This is a genomic window from Acinetobacter sp. WA-87 (assembly GCF_039938935.1).
Lineage (GTDB): Bacteria > Pseudomonadota > Gammaproteobacteria > Pseudomonadales > Moraxellaceae > Acinetobacter > Acinetobacter seifertii.
The window spans coordinates 42535-58472 of sequence record NZ_JBDUVF010000003.1 but is presented as its reverse complement, the minus strand read 5'-3'; the positions used below and the strand labels follow the sequence as shown (position 1 = coordinate 58472).

Here is a 15938-nt window from a genome sequence, read left to right as displayed (position 1 = left end):
TTTTTATCGTTGAATTAACTCAATGACATAGCAGCTTTTGAGTTGTTTTTTGGGAAAATTGATTGATGTGATACCAGATTTTTTCTCAATTTTTAGCGTCTCGTAAGCAGCAAGTTGAAAGAGACCACCCTCAACGCTTACTTGTGTCTCATCACCCAGATTAAAAATAAAAATCAGGTCTGCCGAGCTGATAAATGCCTGCTCCGCTGCATCATTCAACCACTGAAAACGGGCATGAAACTTTGCAGGATCATAAATTAAATTTAAATCTCGAATTGCCCCATCGACCAGTTCACTTTGAAGCTGACTCTCTCCATGAAAAGCAAAAATATCGCCTTGGTTTAGCGTTTTGGCAGGAAGCTCATCGACATGCAGTACTATGCCCTGTCCATCGAGTACGCTAATAATGCGTTGCTTATTGGGAAATAACGAAAATGGCCCAGAAGTGGTCACATCAGCCATCGAAATGCGCCAATCGAAATCGGCTTCACCTTGGCTTCGAGCAATTTCTAAAGTGAAACCCGCACCGTTTTTCCAAAGCATTTTTGTATATTGATCGGCCTTGATCAATTCAATCATGGGTTAAATTTCCCTTCGAGATAATAGCGGCTACCTGGATAAATCAAACGTGCGCTTGAGATCAACTGCTTGTTTGACCACGTACGACGACGGATCAGTAAACATGGTTCAGCTTTGGTAATCTTCAACCATTTACACTCTTGAGGAGAGGCTAAAACTGCCTCGACAATGTGCTCACCTTCTGAGACAGGAGCTTTTGCCATGAGGTAAGCATTTGGGGTAATGGTTTTAAAATCTTGTTGTAGATAATCTGGTATCAGTGCTGCATCGACTAAACGATCTTCGACCTGAACAGGTACATCATTTTCATAATGCACAATAATCGAGTGAAATAATCTTTGCCCTTCACGAGTCTGCATTAACACGCTTTGCTCTGCATTTGCATAAATTTGTTCTAAGACTAAAACTTCAGCGTGGTGCTTATGGTTTCGTGCAATAATCTCATCGGCAATATTATTAATCTGAAAAAGTGCAGTTCGGCCTTGCCCTTCAGCAACGAAAGAACCAACGCCTTGAATTCGAACTAGTAGGCCCTCAGTCGTTAACTCACGAAGCGCACGGTTTACAGTCATACGGCTACAACCGAGTTGATTAACCAGTTCACTTTCCGAAGGAATTTTTTTATTTACAGCCCATGAACCTTCATAAATCTTTTGTGAAATCAGTTGTTTTACGCGTTGGTATAAAGGAACTGGACTATCAGCTTCAATCGAAAGCTCAGCATGTTCTTGTTTTGATGTTCTGGGCATAACAAATACTCAAAAAAGGCGGCAGGCAAAAAGGTATTTTAGTTGACATGCTATGTATATACAACCACATACAACATGTTAATTTATGAATTAAATAGATTTTAAAAAGTTTAAAAAACAAACATATCTCGATAAGAGCTAATTTAAAGTTTTATGTAGAGAAATTCAAATATATAAAGGCTTTATCAATATTTATTTAATAGTTATTTCTGCTATGCCTGTGCTCAATTCAAGGATGTAAAAAGTATCGTCTTTTCTAGTTTACGAAATGCTGCTTAAAATTTTTATTTAAAATAACTGATCAATAGTATTCTTCTGCCACACAGTATATTAATAAAGCTGGAAGCACATCGAATGCGTAATTATAAAATAGATATTCTGCGTGGAATGTCTATCCTGTTGGTTCTTTTACATCATTTTAATATTCCTTATAAACTTAAAGATACATGGTTAGGTTTTGATTTTTTAGGTGAAGCATTTAGCACAGTCATCGCAAGAAATGGAAATTATGGCGTCACCATGTTTTTTGTGATTTCGGGTTTTTTAATTACCCATCACACGTTAAAACGAGACAAACAGTTTTCCGCAATTAACCTCAAGCATTTTTATATCCGACGGGCGGCGCGTATTTTACCGTGTCTGATATTACTCATTTTAGGGGTCAGCATACTTGGTTCATTTGACTTAAAACCCTTTATGAACCAAGCCCCCAATGGCATTGAGGTTTCCTATCCCTTAACCATATTTGCAGCTCTAACCTTCTGGATGAACATCCTGATTATTAAATTTGGTTGGGTAAACTATGCTTTGGGTGTGTTGTGGTCACTCTCTGTAGAAGAAGTTTTTTACTTTGTTTTTCCATTATTGTGCCTGTTCACACGTAGTAATAAGGTCTTTTTTACTGTACTTGTTGGAGTGATTTTATACGGGCCTTATTTTAGGTCTCTGCATTTTGGAGAAGAAAGCGGCGCCTATTTATATCACTATTTTTCGAGTTTTGATGGCATAGCAATTGGCTGTTTAACGGCGATATTTTCTCATACCTACCGACCAAACTGGACTTATAAAAAGCCTTTTTCTTGGTTGCTTATTTTGAGCATGACCGCGCTATATTTATATACGCCAATTAAAGAAGTCAGCACATGGGGTATTAGCTTATTTGCTTTTGCTACAGGCTTACTCATTTTGTGTTTTCAGCATCCTTCCGAAACACAGGCGCATAACCTATTGACTAAAGTGATGGTCTGGTTGGGGCAAAGAAGTTATGAGACTTATTTGTTTCATCTGGTTGTGCTGGGTCTTATGAAAGTTGCCTTTGTTCCGGCTCAAACCGACGCTAGCATCAAAATTATGCTTTTAATTGGCTATCTAGTTCTAACTTTTGTTATTAGCGCAGCGATTGAAAAATATTATTCGACACCGCTTAACAGCTATATTCGAAAGATTTTCATTAAAGACAAATCATAAAAATAAGCCCCTTTAAATCAGGGGCTTTTGTTTTATTAAGCGATCAACATAGTTTCATCATCTTGCTTAAAAGGGTTCGACCAGTTCTGCCAAGCTTGTGGTCCTAAAGCCATTTCTTCATCACTTAATAAACAACGGTCTAAGCGTTCTATTAAGGCTTGCTCATCCATTTGCATACCAATTAAAACCAGTTCCTGACGTGCATCACCTGTACGAGCGTCCCAATTTTTCTTAATTTGCTCAATGCTGGCGAGGTCACTCGGCCAATCTTCTTCTGAAACAGCAGCCCACCAATAACCTGCTAGGCCATGTCGAGCCATTGCACCCGCTTGCGACCATGAATAGGCCAAGGTAGGGTCAGCAGCCAACCAGAAAAAGCCTTTAGAACGCACGACTCCTGGCCATTCTGACTGAACCAAATCATAAAAACGCTCTGGATGGAAAGGTCGACGCGCGTGGTAAACAAAGCTACTAATGCCATATTCTTCAGTTTCTGGCGTATGCTCGCCGCGTAGTTCTTTTAACCAGCCCGGTGCTTGCGCGGCTTCATCAAAGTCAAATAACTGTGTATTTAAAATTTTATCCAAAGCGATCTTTCCAAATTGAGCAATTTCAATTCGGGCACGCGGGTTTAACGTTTTTAAAATTGCGATGAGCTGGTCTTGCTGCGCCTGATCAATCAGGTCAATTTTATTCAGCACAATCACATCACAAAACTCGATCTGATCAATCAGAAGGTCAACCACAGTTCTTTCATCTTGCTCACCCAAGGACTCGCCACGTTGTTGCAGTGAGTCGACTGAGCTGTAATCTTTAAGAAAGTTAAAAGCATCGACTACCGTAACCATGGTATCGAGTCGAGCAAACTCATTGAGTGAGTTTCCATCTTCATCTTCAAAGGTAAAGGTTTCTGCTACTGGTAATGGTTCTGAAATACCTGTCGACTCAATCACCAATTGGTCAAAGCGACCTTCATCGGCTAAACGTCTCACCTCAACCAGTAAATCTTCTCGTAGCGTGCAGCAGATACAACCGTTACTCATTTCAACCAGTTTTTCATCTGTCCTTGAAAGCTCCGCCCCACCTTCGCGTACTAATGCCGCATCAATATTTACCTCAGACATATCATTAACAATCACGGCAATACGGCGGCCTTCACGATTATTTAAAATATGATTGAGTAATGTGGTCTTTCCTGCACCCAAAAAGCCAGATAAAACGGTAACTGGAAGCTTGGCAAATGAGTTGGCGATTGCAGTGTGCATGGCTTGATCTCTTCGAATAATATTTAAACTGATCATGGCTGGCCATTGAAATATAGCCAGATCACAGGCGTAATCTATTTCTAAACCACAATAATGTTATGTTATAACATAACTATTGATCAAGTTTTTATTCTGCTTTTATTCAAACCAACTCATTTAGTCTTTGAAAGAATTGCTTTTATAGTCACTGACAAATCGAGGTTCTATAGTGATGGTCAGGTCCCCATGATCGGAAACCTTGGCTATCAATATGAATTTGTCCCGAAGCATAAACACCCAGACCCATATTAAGAGCTTGCCCCTTGGTTTCCCAGAACTGACAAAGTTTAGTTTTGGTTTGCTGAATATTGAATTGGTCTAAGTCGCTAGGCTGTTCTGGTCCAATTCGAAAATCAAGCGCTGCATTAAAGACATGTCGAGAAGCATCTGCACCACCGGCACAGCGGTTTAAAGATAAAGCTCGATAGGCTGATGTCACTTCAAAATCGTTAATCACGCCATCGTCAACCAATGCTTTTAAAATACTAAGCGTAGGAACGATGTTGGACCAAATCTCTCTCGGTGGCACCGCATAAGGCTCCACTCCACATTTTTGCCAGTCACGAGCTGAACGTAATAACTCATAATCTGGCACTAAATTCGCAAGTCCTTTCTGCTTCAGAAATTGCTTATAAGCCTGCACAGACTGCGCGTGATCTGCGGTTGCGATCCAAACAATATAATCTTCGGGTTGTTGTTTTATTCTTACCACTGTTTTAGATGGCTGAGGCAAAGAGTGAGGATGCTTAGAAACCGTTGGCTTAGGTGTTTGAGTCGTACACGCGGTAAGAGAAAGTAAGATTAAACCTAAATAGGAATATTTCATAAATATGTTGTTCCTCCCTCAACATCGGGAAGCCTTAGTTATTCATTCAACAGATGTTATAATATAACAATTATAAAGTCCTTTCATTTCTGTTGTAAATTTTAAAAATAAAAAAGGACGTATCAATACGTCCTTTCTAACTTCCAACTCAGACCTGATTACATATCTGCTTCTAAAGCATGAACAGGCTGCTCAGCTTTTAACTTACGGCGTTTAAATTGATAAGCCACCATCAAACACAAAATCCATCCCGGAATCATCATCACCGCCACACGCATATCTGGCGTTAGCGACATGACAACTAAAATTCCGAGCATAAACACCATGCAAAGATAGTTGCTAAATGGGTACATGAAACTTGGGAATTTCGTAGTTTGACCTTGGCGCATCATGAATTTACGGAATTTTAAATGTGTCCATGAAATGACTACCCAGTTAATCACAATCGCTGCAACCACGAGCATCATGAGTAAACCAAATGCTTTTTCAGGGAAAATGTAATTTAACAACACACATAAAATAGTGACTGCCGCAGAAAGGATCACTGCATTGGTTGGAATACCGCGCTTATTAATACGTGCAAATAATTTTGGTGCATTTCCTTGCTGAGCAAGGCCTAACAACATACGGCTACTGCAATAGCTTGTACCGTTATAAACTGAAACCGCAGCAGTCAAAATCACGAAGTTGAGTAAAGTCGCAACGCCTTGACTGTCTAAAGAAGCAAACACCATTACAAAAGGACTGCCGCCTTGTGCCATTTGATTCCAAGGGAATAATGAGAATAAAACAAGAAGCGTTGCAATATAGAAAATCAAAATACGATAGATAATCTGATTTACCGCTTTAGGTAAGGTTTTGTCTGGGTCACGTGCTTCAGCCGCAGTAATACCGAAAAGCTCGATACCGCCAAAAGCAAAAATAATGACTGCCATTGCCATCACCAAGCCTTCAACACCAAACGGAAAGAAACCGCCTAATGCCCAAAGGTTACTGATACTTGCTTGTGGTCCTGCTGTACCGGTTGCAAGTAAATACGAACCGAAAGCAATCATGGCTAAAATTGCTAAGATTTTAACAATGGAAAACCAAAATTCCATTTCGCCAAAAAACTTAACATGCAATAAATTAATACCATTAATGAGAATAAAGAACGTTAGCGCGGATGCCCACGTTGGGATTTGCGGCCACCAATATTGAATATACAGACCAATTGCACTTAACTCTGCCATACATACCAGTACGTTAAGTACCCAGTAGTTCCATCCTGACATGAAGCCTGCAAATGGTCCCCAATATTTGTAAGCAAAATGACTAAAAGAACCACTTACTGGCTCTTCGACCACCATTTCACCAAGCTGGCGCATCATTAAAAAAGCAATAAATCCTGCAATCGCATAACCCAAGATTACCGATGGACCTGCCAATTTAATCGATTGTGATATACCAAGAAACAGCCCTGTACCAATCGCTCCACCCAATGCAATCAGCTGGATGTGACGATTACTCAAACCGTGTTTCAGGTTTCCTTGCTCTTGTGTTGACATATGATTATTCTCATCCTTGTCACGTAATTTTTTTCCAATAAATTACGTATATCATAAATTGATCAGATTTTCATAGAGATTGATGAAAAAATAATTGCGTTACTTTTCTCATAACCGCGCATGAAAACAGAAAATGCAAGAAATAACAATTATTATGCAATGTGTAATTAAATTATGTATTGCGTAATTTTATGAATTCAGTATTATAAGAACCATGAAGCAATTGGTTGTGCTCGGTCTATATCAAACTCATAAGTAAAAAAATGATCTAACCAAGGTTAAAACTTATTGAGTAGCTCAGTCCCTAGACCGAACTTTTATTTGTATAAGACACGAGATGAAGACAAGGAAGCGAAAATGGAACAAAAACTAAACTCTTTTATTGAAGTTTCACCTCAATCTGATTTCACTATTCATAATTTGCCTTATGGTATTTTTAGTAGAACAGCCGAAGGCGAGCGTCAGGTCGGTGTAGCTATTGGTGATTGGGTCATTGATCTCGCTGCTCTTGAAAAGCACGGTCTTTTAAAACTTTCAAATCAAGACACATACTTTAACCAGCCTACACTGAATAAATTTATTGAATCGGGCAAAGCTAACTGGTCTAAAGTTCGTAAAACATTACAGTCTCTTCTTTCAGTTGAAAATTTAACGCTTCAAGAAAACGAAGCATTACGTCAGGAAGTTCTAGTTAAGCAAGACAGCGTGACTTTACATTTACCTGTTCGCGTACCTGGCTATACCGATTTTTATTCTTCTAAAGAACACGCGACCAATGTCGGCTGTATGTTCCGCGACCCTAAAAATGCCTTGCTTCCAAACTGGACCGAATTACCTGTAGGTTATAACGGTCGTGCTAGCTCTGTTGTCGTGAGCGGAACTCAAGTGGTACGCCCATCAGGTCAAATCAAACTTCCAAATGAAGAACGTCCGGTTTTCTCAGCAACGCGTAAACTCGATTTCGAACTTGAAACAGCATTTATTGTAGGAAAACCAACTCAGTTGGGGCAGCCTATCTCGATTGAAAATGCTTGGGACCATATTTTTGGAATGGTGCTGCTAAACGACTGGTCAGCACGTGATATCCAGCAATGGGAATACGTTCCTCTAGGTCCATTCAACTCAAAATCGTTTGCTAGCGCTATTTCACCTTGGGTGGTAACGCTTGAAGCACTTGAACCATTTAAAGTTGAAGGCCCAAAAAAAGAACCAAAACCACTGGCTTATTTACAAGAAAATATCGCCAACAGTTACGACATTAATTTGAGTGTTGAGATTCAAACACCAAAATCAGCACAAACTGATGTGATCTGTAAAACTAACTTCAAATATATGTATTGGTCTATGGCTCAGCAGCTGACTCACCACACCATTGGAGGCTGTAACGTTCAGGTGGGCGATTTAATGGGTTCAGGTACTATTTCAGGTTCTACACCTGACTCTTATGGTAGCTTGCTTGAGCTCACTTGGAACACCACTAAACCTTTAACACTTGCTAACGGTGAAACTCGTGGTTTCTTACAAGACGGCGATACGCTCATTATGAAAGGCCACTGTGAGAAAAATGGTATCCGTATTGGCTTTGGTGAAGTTCGAAATACTGTACTTCCTGCATTAGATTTTGATTTTGCAGAAACTTCGGAGCCTGACTATGAAGCTGTATAGTTACTTTCGTAGCTCTGCAGCTTACAGAGTACGGATTGGCCTAAACCTTAAAAGTCTCGCTTATGAAACTGCACCAGTTCATTTAGTTAAAAATGAGCAGCAAAGTGAAGACTATTTAAAGTTAAATCGCAGTGCCTTAGTGCCAACTTTAGTGGACGGCGGTTTAACCTTGTCACAGTCATTAAGTATTTTGGAATATCTGGATGAACAATATCCAGAAACCAAACTACTTCCAAATGATGTGAAAGAGAGAGCCAAAATCCGTGCTTTTGCACAAGCAATCGCTTGTGATATTCACCCCTTAAACAACTTACGCGTTCTGAAATATTTAAAAAATGACTTAAATGTCTCGGACGAACAAAAAAATTATTGGTATCAGCACTGGATTATTGAAGGCTTTCAAAGTCTCGAACAGCAACTTCAAGATTCAAACGGGCAATTTTGCTTTGGACAACAAGCAACGATTGCCGATTGCTGCCTGATTCCACAGGTCTACAATGCGAAACGCTTCAAGATAGATTTATCTGCGTTTCCAAAAATTGAATCAATTTATCAACATTGTTTGTCTATCCCAGCCTTCTATAACGCGGCACCAGAACAACAACCAGATTGGGAATAGTAAAAGGAGTTTCAACATGACATTTGCCATTAAAAAAATACATCACGTTGCATATCGTTGTAAGGATGCGAAAGAAACTGTTGAGTGGTATAAAAAAATGCTCAACATGGACTTTATCTTAGCTTTTGCTGAAGACCATGTGCCGTCAACGAAAGCCTTTGACCCTTATATGCATTTATTCCTAGATGCTGGTCAGGGCAACGTTTTGGCATTTTTTGAATTACCAACTCAACCAGAAATGGGTCGAGATGAAAATACGCCTCAATGGGTTCAACATATTGCTTTTGAAGTTGAAGACTTAAATGCCCTAATGGCTGCGAAACAACATTTAGAAGAAAATGGCGTGAAAGTGTTGGGCGTGACGAACCATGGAATTTTCCACTCAATTTATTTCTTCGACCCAAATGGCCATCGTTTAGAACTAACTTATAACGATGTTCATGCTGAAGAAAAAATTGCAAAAATTACTGAAGAAATGAAAGCTGAAATGTTAGATGAATGGAGCAAAACCAAACGCGCTCCACACCACACTCACTTCTTACATGAAGAAGAGTTAGGAACCTAATTTTAAAACAGCAAACTAAAAAATCGGCATTGATTAGAATTGTTTGAATGAACGGTTCTATATCAATGCCGATTTATATTATTTAAAAACGCTAAATTTCTAGAAAATTGCGCTATAAATGAGAGCATAGTGATTTTAGAAAATTGTTGATTATTAAACATGCCAATTTCGCTAATAGAAAAAGGTGATTTCTATTTCTCGCGAGGCTCAGGCATGATGTAAATCGCAGCAATTTCAATTTATGTTTTGATCGTCACTGTTTAACAGCTGAAGTAAATTTATTAAGGGTATTTAAATGATTGAAGAAAAAGTATCTGGGGGGGTTCAATCACTTGAAGTCGGTTTATCTGTACTAAACGCCCTCTTGGAACACAATCAACCTATTATTCTCAAAGATCTATCTAGCAAGCTAGAAATGCATCCGGCTAAAGTACACCGCTATCTGGTTAGCCTTATTCGTATGGAATATGCAAAACAGCTTGATGATGGTCAATACGCCCTAGGCGATCAGGCATGGCGCTTAGGTCTAAACTGTGTTCAACATAGCGACACACTACAGCTCGTACAGCATTTAATTTACGACCTACAAAACAAAATTGGTTGCGGCATACAAATTAGTAAATGGTCCCCGAAAGGGCCTGTCGTGGTTCAGTCAATTGAGTCTAACCACCCTATTTCGATTGTCACTAAAGTCGGCTCGATTATGCCTTTAGTTAATTCTGCTGCAGGACGTTTATTTGCTTCTTATCTTCCAGAGCATTTTGTTCGCCCCTTAATGGAAGCCGAATGGCAAAAGCATCAGGAACTGGGACTAAACATTGCCCCACACAACTGGCAAGAATTTTTAGAACTTAAAGAAACCATTCGCCAGCAACAAATGTCAGCAGCGAAAGGTGATTTACTCACAGGTATTAACGCAGTAGGTTTACCAGTATTTAACTCAAACCAGAGCATTGAGTTTTGTATTGTGGCACTAGATAGCGAAATGTTTTTACCCGTCGACCCACAAAGTAAAATTATTGAAACGCTTAAAAATGAGATTAATTTAATTAATCAATATATTAAAAGCCGCTAATCATTAGCCATAAAAAAACCAAGAGCATTGCTCTTGGTTTTTTAGATTAGAGACAAAGCAAAACTTATTTTGCTTCGAGAACACCACGGCGAATTTGGTCACGTTCAATCGATTCAAACAGTGCCTTGAAGTTACCTTCACCAAAACCGTCGTCATCTTTACGTTGAATAAATTCGAAGAAAACTGGTCCAATCATGTTTTGAGAGAAGATTTGTAATAAAAGCTTCTTCTGACCATCTTTAGTATTACCGTCAAGCAAAATACCGCGCTGCTGTAATTCACTAGTCGGTTCGCCATGCTCAGGTAAACGGTCTTCCAACATTTCATAATACGTGTTTGGCGGTGGAGTCATAAATTGTAGACCCAAGCCTTTTAACTTATCCCAAGTTGAAATTAAGTCATCACAAATAAACGCAATATGCTGAATGCCTTCGCCATTAAAATCAGCTAAGAATTCTGCAATTTGACCGTTACCCTTGTCTGAGTCTTCATTTAAAGGAATACGGATCATGCCATCTGGTGCAGTTAATGCTTTAGATGTTAAACCTGTATATTCACCTTTAATGTCGAAGTAACGAATTTCTTGGAAGTTAAAAATCTTCTCGTAGAAATTTGCCCAGTACTCCATACGACCTTTGTAGACGTTATGAGTTAAGTGGTCAATCTCATTTAAACCCGCACCTTCTGGGTTACGCTGTGCATCATCAAAGAAAACAAAGTCATTTTCATAAATGTCACGGTCAACCAAGAAGATTGGCATGCCACCAATACCTTTAATTGCCGGAATGTTAAGCTCCATTGGCCCAATATTAGATTGCATTGGTTCTGCACCAAGCTCAACAGCCTTTTTAAAAGCTTTTGCCGCATCACGTGTTTTGAATCCCATTGCGCAAGCAGATGGGCCATGCTCATTGAAAAAGAATGAAGCATAAGATTCTGGCTGATAATTCAGGATAATATTGATATTTCCTTGACGCCATAAGTACACTTTTTTCGATTTATGCTTGGCTACTTTTGAAAAGCCGATCGTTTCAAAAATTGTATCTAATTCATTTTCTTTTGAAACAAACTCAATAAATGCAAAACCGCATAGTTCTAATGGGTTCTCTAAAATATCCATCTAGTTTCCCTCTGGTGATTACCTGATCCGTTTATTTCTGCTGATCTGGTCAGCTCCTTTCTCTATAGAATACGCATTTGCTGGGAGAGTGTTTGAACTGTCAAAATGCCTTAGCCCAACGCATCCTATGAGAAAAAAACCAATAATTAAAACGATGATTGAGTGAGCACGAAGCCGATGATTAATTTCCCTTCTATATGGTGTTTATTTTCCATACACACAGTCCTTTCTTATCTAAAAGTACGATTGAGATTTTTCAATAAACCTTTAAAAATCGCCTTTTCCTAAAGTCATTCCTAGATTTATGGAGGCCAACATCCTTGTTGGACCTCCAATGGCCATTTACCTTAAAACAGATGCTACTAAAAACAATTAAATTATGCAATACATAATTTAATTATGAATTGTGTAATTTATTAATCAAATTACGCCGTTTGTTTGTGCTTGTTTTAGATTTCATATTTTATAAATCTTTGGGTACACTCACATGGCTTTTAAAGTTCTAATGACGGAAAACCCATGCTTTTAATCAGTGCCTGTTTAATTGGGGAGCCTGTACGCTACGATGGGCGCTCTTGCTTGCACACTACACTTCAGCAGTTATTTTTAAATAAAAAAGCCCATGCACTTTGCCCAGAGTTATTAGGTGGATTTAGCACGCCTCGCTTACCCGCAGAAATTGTAGGAGGAACAGGTCAAGATGTGCTTGATGGTAAGGCAAAAATTACTGACTCATCTGGTTTAGATGTGACAGCGCTCTATTTAAAAGGTGCTCACCGCACTTTAGAAATTGCACAACAAATAAAAGCAAGCTGTGTGGTTTTAAAAGAAAATAGCCCATCTTGTGGCAGTCAAAAAATTTATAACGGAACTTTTCAAGGCGAGAAGATTACTGGTGTTGGGATTACCACAGCACTGTTACAGCGCCATGGTTTTAAAGTGATTTCTGAAAATGAAATTGAAGATTGGTTAGCTACCAATCCTCAAGCCTAACCTGCTCAATCAAAGTCCTCTTAATTGTTTTCTAAAACGGAAACATAAGGCACTCATTAGACAAGCCACTAAATAACTTATGGCAGCCATACTCCAGAAACCATAAATTCCCATTGCAGAAATCGAATGACTCCCCCAATACAGCCCTTTATAGGCCATCCACCAACCACCACCCAATCCGAAACATAACACCACGACTAAAAAAATCAGCATGGGTAAAATTGAGACATCCCAACAGCGCAGCAAAGAGGTGAGTAAGGTCATGAAGCCATCTAGAAAATGAGATATACAGACAATTAACAGCAGTGATGCAGCCAAAACCTGCACAGCTAAATCATCTGAATAGAAGGTGACAATTAAGTCTCGCTCCAACCATAAACCTAGGGACAGACTGCCACTTACTGCCATAATTACCCATATACTTTGTCTGGCAATTTTGTTTGCTTCTTCCATGTTGCCACTGCCCATAGATCGCGACACCAAAATGCTATAAGCCGAGGCAATTGAGGAGGGAAAAATAAACATGAAACCGCCAGTGCTCGCGACAATTTGATGGGCTGCTGACACCACACTCCCAAAAGGCAAAATCAAAATAGCTACCGAACAAAATGCAACAACATCCATCAACGCCATGATCGCGGTAGGTATCCCTATTTTTAAAATCATACGCAGACTTTGTCGGCCATCTTCAACCGACCGTTCTGATTGCTCAATAAAAATGTAGCTTTTCTCTAGGAAAAACAGGTAATAAACAGCCAACATAAACCACCGTACAATGAGAGTGGCTAACAAAGCCCCTATGGCACCGAGTGGCGGAATTGAAAATAAAGCGACCCCATAAATCAAAAGATAGGACAAAATAATTTTAAGAATGAAAAAAATGCTATCTGATAATAAAACCTTATGCGCATTTTCAGTGACCTGAGACAAAGCTGTACATAGGCGCATCAGTAAATGCGCAGGTAAAATAAATACCAAGACCCAAATACAGTTTTTAGTAATTGAAACCACATGTTCAGATGCACCAAATAATTTTGGTAAATCACGAAACAAGTAAAGCAAGCCAATACTCACCAATGCCGAACATAACATCAGCCAAATGCCTTGAATAAAGATTTGACGAATATGGGGTATGTCATGGCAACCATAAGCTTCCGAGAGCTTGAGGATCACACCTTGCAAAATTCCCATCCCAATGACATAAATCACTGTATATAAAGATAAGGTTACCGATAATGCGGCGACATGGTCATTGCTAAAATGCCCAACATAAGCAATATCAATCAATCCACTTAAAACTAGAATTAAATTGCTTGAGAGCATAGGAATAAATAATTTAAAAATCTGGTTCATCAAAAAAAGCCTTATTTTTTTCTTTGCGATTTATGTTGATATTCATGTTATTTTTAGTGCATCAATTCAAAGCAAAAGACATACCAGTTCTAAATTCAGCTTCCTCTAAAATGTTCTTTAAATAAAAAAGCCAAACTATTCGTTTGGCCTTCTTTTGTAATGTATGTTTTTCTACAGTTATTCTTGTTTGTGTTTACTTGCCCAATAAGTCGCAAGTGCAGGCCCAGAAATATTGTGCCAAAGGCTGAAAATCGCGCTTGGTACTGCTGTAATCGGAGAAGCAGCAAAATGTACTGCTGCAAGTGCCACACCTAAACCTGAGTTTTGCATACCGACTTCTACCGCAATTGCTTTACTGTCTGCATAAGGCAATTTAAAGAAACGAGCTGCGGTAAAACCTAATAAATAACCAAACCCATTATGCAATATCACTACCGCCAAAATGAGCAAGCCGGATTGAAAAATAGCTGCTTTACTCCCACCAATAATAGCTGCCACAATCGCGACAATTGCAATAACTGAAACTAACGGCATGACTTGAATATAGGACTCGACCTGACGTTTAAGCCAAGTTCGCAAAATCAGACCAATCACAATAGGCAGTAGCACCACCTGCAAAATCGAAATAAACATCGAAGCTGCATCAATCTTTAACCATTGGCTGGCTAGCAGATAGAAAATTGCAGGTGTTAATACAGGTGCTAAAAGTGTTGATACCGATGTACAGGCGACTGATAAGGCCACATTACCTTTGGCCATATAGGTAATCACGTTTGAAGCTGTTCCGCCTGGGCAACACCCCACTAAAATAACGCCGACTGCAATTTCAGGCGGTAAATCAAATAATTTACACAGAACAAATGCCAAACCGGGCATCACCACAAACTGGGCAACCACCCCAATTAAGACGGCTTTAGGGCTTTGCAATACCCCTTTAAAGTCATCAACGGTCATGGTCATTCCCATACCGAGCATAATAATCCCCAAGATCCATGGGATGTACGCTTTAAGCCAGACAAAAAACTCAGGTTGCCATAGCGCTAGAGCCGCAAAAACGATGACCCATAAAGCAAACGTTTTCTGAACAAATTGAGTAAAATGTAATAATGCAGACATGCTGTTCATCCATATCAAATTGCAATTAAAGCCCAAACAACATGAGCACTCTCTCTAACATTCACTCAACAAGTCAGTCGATTGAATACGGACAACACCCTGTTGCTGCATCGCTTGCCATGCCTGTTCTAAAGAGCCGTTCAGATTAATACCCTTACAGGCATCTTCAATCACTAAAGTTTTGAAGCCGAGTTGAACTGCATCTAAAGCAGTCCATGCGACACAAAAGTCCGTAGCAATTCCGACCACATAAACCGTATCAATGCCACGCTCTTTTAAGTAACCCGTTAAACCCGTCATTGTGCTGTGGTCTGCTTCCATAAAAGCCGAGTAGCTATCAATATGAGCATGAAAGCCTTTTCGGATAATCAGCTGGGCCGTTGGGATATTCAAATCTGGATGAAATTCGGCATCATGGCTACCTTGTACACAATGTTTAGGCCAAAGCACTTGTGGTCCATAATCGAGCTCAATGGTTTCAAATGGCTGTTTACTCAAATGGTTAGTGGCAAAAGAAATATGATTATCTGGATGCCAATCTTGTGTCAGAACGACATTTTCAAAACAACGTGCCAATTGGTTAATGGTTGGAATAATTGTATCGGCATCGGCAACTGCTAAATTTCCACCCGGTGTAAAACCATTTTGTACATCAACTACGACTAAAGCCGAATTTTGTGGTTGTTTCTTCATTTTCATGCCATCTTAAGTCCCATTCGGGAAAAATATGCATTTTATCTTGCCATAAAAAAGACCGTAGCAAGTAAGGATTCGCAGAATTGAACCATATTGTCATATTTACTGTCTTTTACTTGAAATGATCAAATTGGCATTCTATGTTTTGCTCAAGTTTACATAGGGTTTATCAGTTAAGCATATTGTTCTTATGCGTCTGATCAGTCATAATTTGCATAATTGTCATTCAACAATCTGTTATTGTTAGAACTGGACAATCAAAAT

General features: G+C 39.2%; 15 protein-coding genes. 6 read left to right on the top strand and 9 right to left on the bottom strand.

The genetic code is table 11. From position 1 onward, the window contains the following. Positions 1–3 precede the first annotated feature (3 nt). A complete protein-coding gene (locus ABFY81_RS10415; RefSeq protein WP_347913730.1) occupies positions 4–579 on the bottom strand; it encodes a HutD family protein in 576 nt (191 codons plus the stop codon). Next, positions 576–1328, bottom strand: coding sequence for a histidine utilization repressor (hutC, locus tag ABFY81_RS10410; RefSeq protein WP_005066641.1), 753 nt, complete (start codon positions 1326–1328; stop codon positions 576–578). The genes ABFY81_RS10415 and hutC overlap by 4 nt, the downstream gene beginning before the upstream one ends. Before the next feature lie 354 nt (positions 1329–1682). On the opposite strand from hutC, the gene ABFY81_RS10405 reads away from it, so the two are divergent. After that, the gene (locus ABFY81_RS10405) at positions 1683–2795 is read left to right on the top strand and encodes an acyltransferase (RefSeq protein ID WP_347913729.1); all 1113 of its coding nucleotides are present in this window, start codon (positions 1683–1685) and stop codon (positions 2793–2795) included. Positions 2796–2830: 35 nt separating this feature from the next. Here ABFY81_RS10405 and zigA read toward each other — a convergent pair whose 3' ends face one another. From zigA to ABFY81_RS10390, 3 genes are all read right to left on the bottom strand, one after another. Beyond that, positions 2831–4096, bottom strand: a complete 1266-nt coding sequence (zigA, locus tag ABFY81_RS10400; RefSeq protein WP_347913728.1) for a zinc metallochaperone GTPase ZigA — start codon at positions 4094–4096, stop codon at positions 2831–2833. A 148-nt stretch (positions 4097–4244) separates the two neighbouring features. After that, complete coding sequence (locus ABFY81_RS10395) at positions 4245–4925, bottom strand: D-Ala-D-Ala carboxypeptidase family metallohydrolase (RefSeq protein WP_004704772.1); 681 nt, start codon at positions 4923–4925, stop codon at positions 4245–4247. A 158-nt stretch (positions 4926–5083) separates the two neighbouring features. Beyond that, a complete protein-coding gene (locus tag ABFY81_RS10390) occupies positions 5084–6472 on the bottom strand; it encodes an amino acid permease (protein ID WP_347913727.1) in 1389 nt (462 codons plus the stop codon). Between the two features lie 357 nt (positions 6473–6829). On the opposite strand from ABFY81_RS10390, the gene fahA reads away from it, so the two are divergent. The 4 genes from fahA to ABFY81_RS10370 all read left to right on the top strand — a co-directional run bounded on the left by fahA (position 6830) and on the right by ABFY81_RS10370 (position 10396). Continuing rightward, entirely contained in the window at positions 6830–8137 is a 1308-nt protein-coding gene (gene fahA, locus ABFY81_RS10385; RefSeq protein ID WP_347913726.1) for a fumarylacetoacetase, read from the top strand. Beyond that, on the top strand, positions 8124–8756 hold the full coding sequence (gene maiA / locus ABFY81_RS10380; RefSeq protein WP_347913725.1) for a maleylacetoacetate isomerase: 633 nt from the start codon (positions 8124–8126) through the stop codon (positions 8754–8756). Before fahA ends, maiA begins: the two co-directional genes overlap by 14 nt. Before the next feature lie 16 nt (positions 8757–8772). Next, complete coding sequence (locus ABFY81_RS10375) at positions 8773–9321, top strand: VOC family protein (protein ID WP_004704758.1); 549 nt, start codon at positions 8773–8775, stop codon at positions 9319–9321. A gap of 295 nt (positions 9322–9616) precedes the next feature. Beyond that, on the top strand, positions 9617–10396 hold the full coding sequence (locus ABFY81_RS10370; protein WP_019458596.1) for a helix-turn-helix domain-containing protein: 780 nt from the start codon (positions 9617–9619) through the stop codon (positions 10394–10396). Between the two features lie 64 nt (positions 10397–10460). Here the strand turns inward: ABFY81_RS10370 and hppD are convergent, their stop codons facing one another. Then, positions 10461–11516 (bottom strand): 4-hydroxyphenylpyruvate dioxygenase, encoded by a 1056-nt coding sequence (hppD, locus tag ABFY81_RS10365; protein ID WP_107973058.1) that lies wholly within the window; start codon positions 11514–11516, stop codon positions 10461–10463. Between the two features lie 519 nt (positions 11517–12035). On the opposite strand from hppD, the gene ABFY81_RS10360 reads away from it, so the two are divergent. Beyond that, positions 12036–12509: a DUF523 domain-containing protein gene (locus tag ABFY81_RS10360; RefSeq protein WP_347913724.1), complete on the top strand. Its 474-nt coding sequence runs from the start codon at positions 12036–12038 to the stop codon at positions 12507–12509. A 9-nt stretch (positions 12510–12518) separates the two neighbouring features. Here the strand turns inward: ABFY81_RS10360 and ABFY81_RS10355 are convergent, their stop codons facing one another. The 3 genes from ABFY81_RS10355 to pncA form a co-directional block, all read right to left on the bottom strand. Further along, positions 12519–13862, bottom strand: coding sequence for an MATE family efflux transporter (locus ABFY81_RS10355; protein WP_347913723.1), 1344 nt, complete (start codon positions 13860–13862; stop codon positions 12519–12521). A 177-nt stretch (positions 13863–14039) separates the two neighbouring features. Beyond that, positions 14040–14978, bottom strand: a complete 939-nt coding sequence (locus tag ABFY81_RS10350) for a bile acid:sodium symporter family protein (RefSeq protein WP_134262697.1) — start codon at positions 14976–14978, stop codon at positions 14040–14042. A gap of 54 nt (positions 14979–15032) precedes the next feature. After that, positions 15033–15677, bottom strand: coding sequence for a bifunctional nicotinamidase/pyrazinamidase (gene pncA / locus ABFY81_RS10345; protein WP_134262699.1), 645 nt, complete (start codon positions 15675–15677; stop codon positions 15033–15035). Positions 15678–15938: the final 261 nt, after the last annotated feature.

Bases quoted from the DNA above. Each gene is read 5' to 3' on its own strand.
- ABFY81_RS10415 (WP_347913730.1), bottom strand. From the start codon at position 579: ATGATTGAATTGATCAAGGCCGATCAATATACAAAAATGCTTTGGAAA.
- hutC (WP_005066641.1), bottom strand. From the start codon at position 1,328: ATGCCCAGAACATCAAAACAAGAACATGCTGAGCTTTCGATTGAAGCT.
- ABFY81_RS10405 (WP_347913729.1), top strand. From the start codon at position 1,683: ATGCGTAATTATAAAATAGATATTCTGCGTGGAATGTCTATCCTGTTG.
- zigA (WP_347913728.1), bottom strand. From the start codon at position 4,096: ATGATCAGTTTAAATATTATTCGAAGAGATCAAGCCATGCACACTGCA.
- ABFY81_RS10395 (WP_004704772.1), bottom strand. From the start codon at position 4,925: ATGAAATATTCCTATTTAGGTTTAATCTTACTTTCTCTTACCGCGTGT.
- ABFY81_RS10390 (WP_347913727.1), bottom strand. From the start codon at position 6,472: ATGTCAACACAAGAGCAAGGAAACCTGAAACACGGTTTGAGTAATCGT.
- fahA (WP_347913726.1), top strand. From the start codon at position 6,830: ATGGAACAAAAACTAAACTCTTTTATTGAAGTTTCACCTCAATCTGAT.
- maiA (WP_347913725.1), top strand. From the start codon at position 8,124: ATGAAGCTGTATAGTTACTTTCGTAGCTCTGCAGCTTACAGAGTACGG.
- ABFY81_RS10375 (WP_004704758.1), top strand. From the start codon at position 8,773: ATGACATTTGCCATTAAAAAAATACATCACGTTGCATATCGTTGTAAG.
- ABFY81_RS10370 (WP_019458596.1), top strand. From the start codon at position 9,617: ATGATTGAAGAAAAAGTATCTGGGGGGGTTCAATCACTTGAAGTCGGT.
- hppD (WP_107973058.1), bottom strand. From the start codon at position 11,516: ATGGATATTTTAGAGAACCCATTAGAACTATGCGGTTTTGCATTTATT.
- ABFY81_RS10360 (WP_347913724.1), top strand. From the start codon at position 12,036: ATGCTTTTAATCAGTGCCTGTTTAATTGGGGAGCCTGTACGCTACGAT.
- ABFY81_RS10355 (WP_347913723.1), bottom strand. From the start codon at position 13,862: ATGAACCAGATTTTTAAATTATTTATTCCTATGCTCTCAAGCAATTTA.
- ABFY81_RS10350 (WP_134262697.1), bottom strand. From the start codon at position 14,978: ATGTCTGCATTATTACATTTTACTCAATTTGTTCAGAAAACGTTTGCT.
- pncA (WP_134262699.1), bottom strand. From the start codon at position 15,677: ATGAAAATGAAGAAACAACCACAAAATTCGGCTTTAGTCGTAGTTGAT.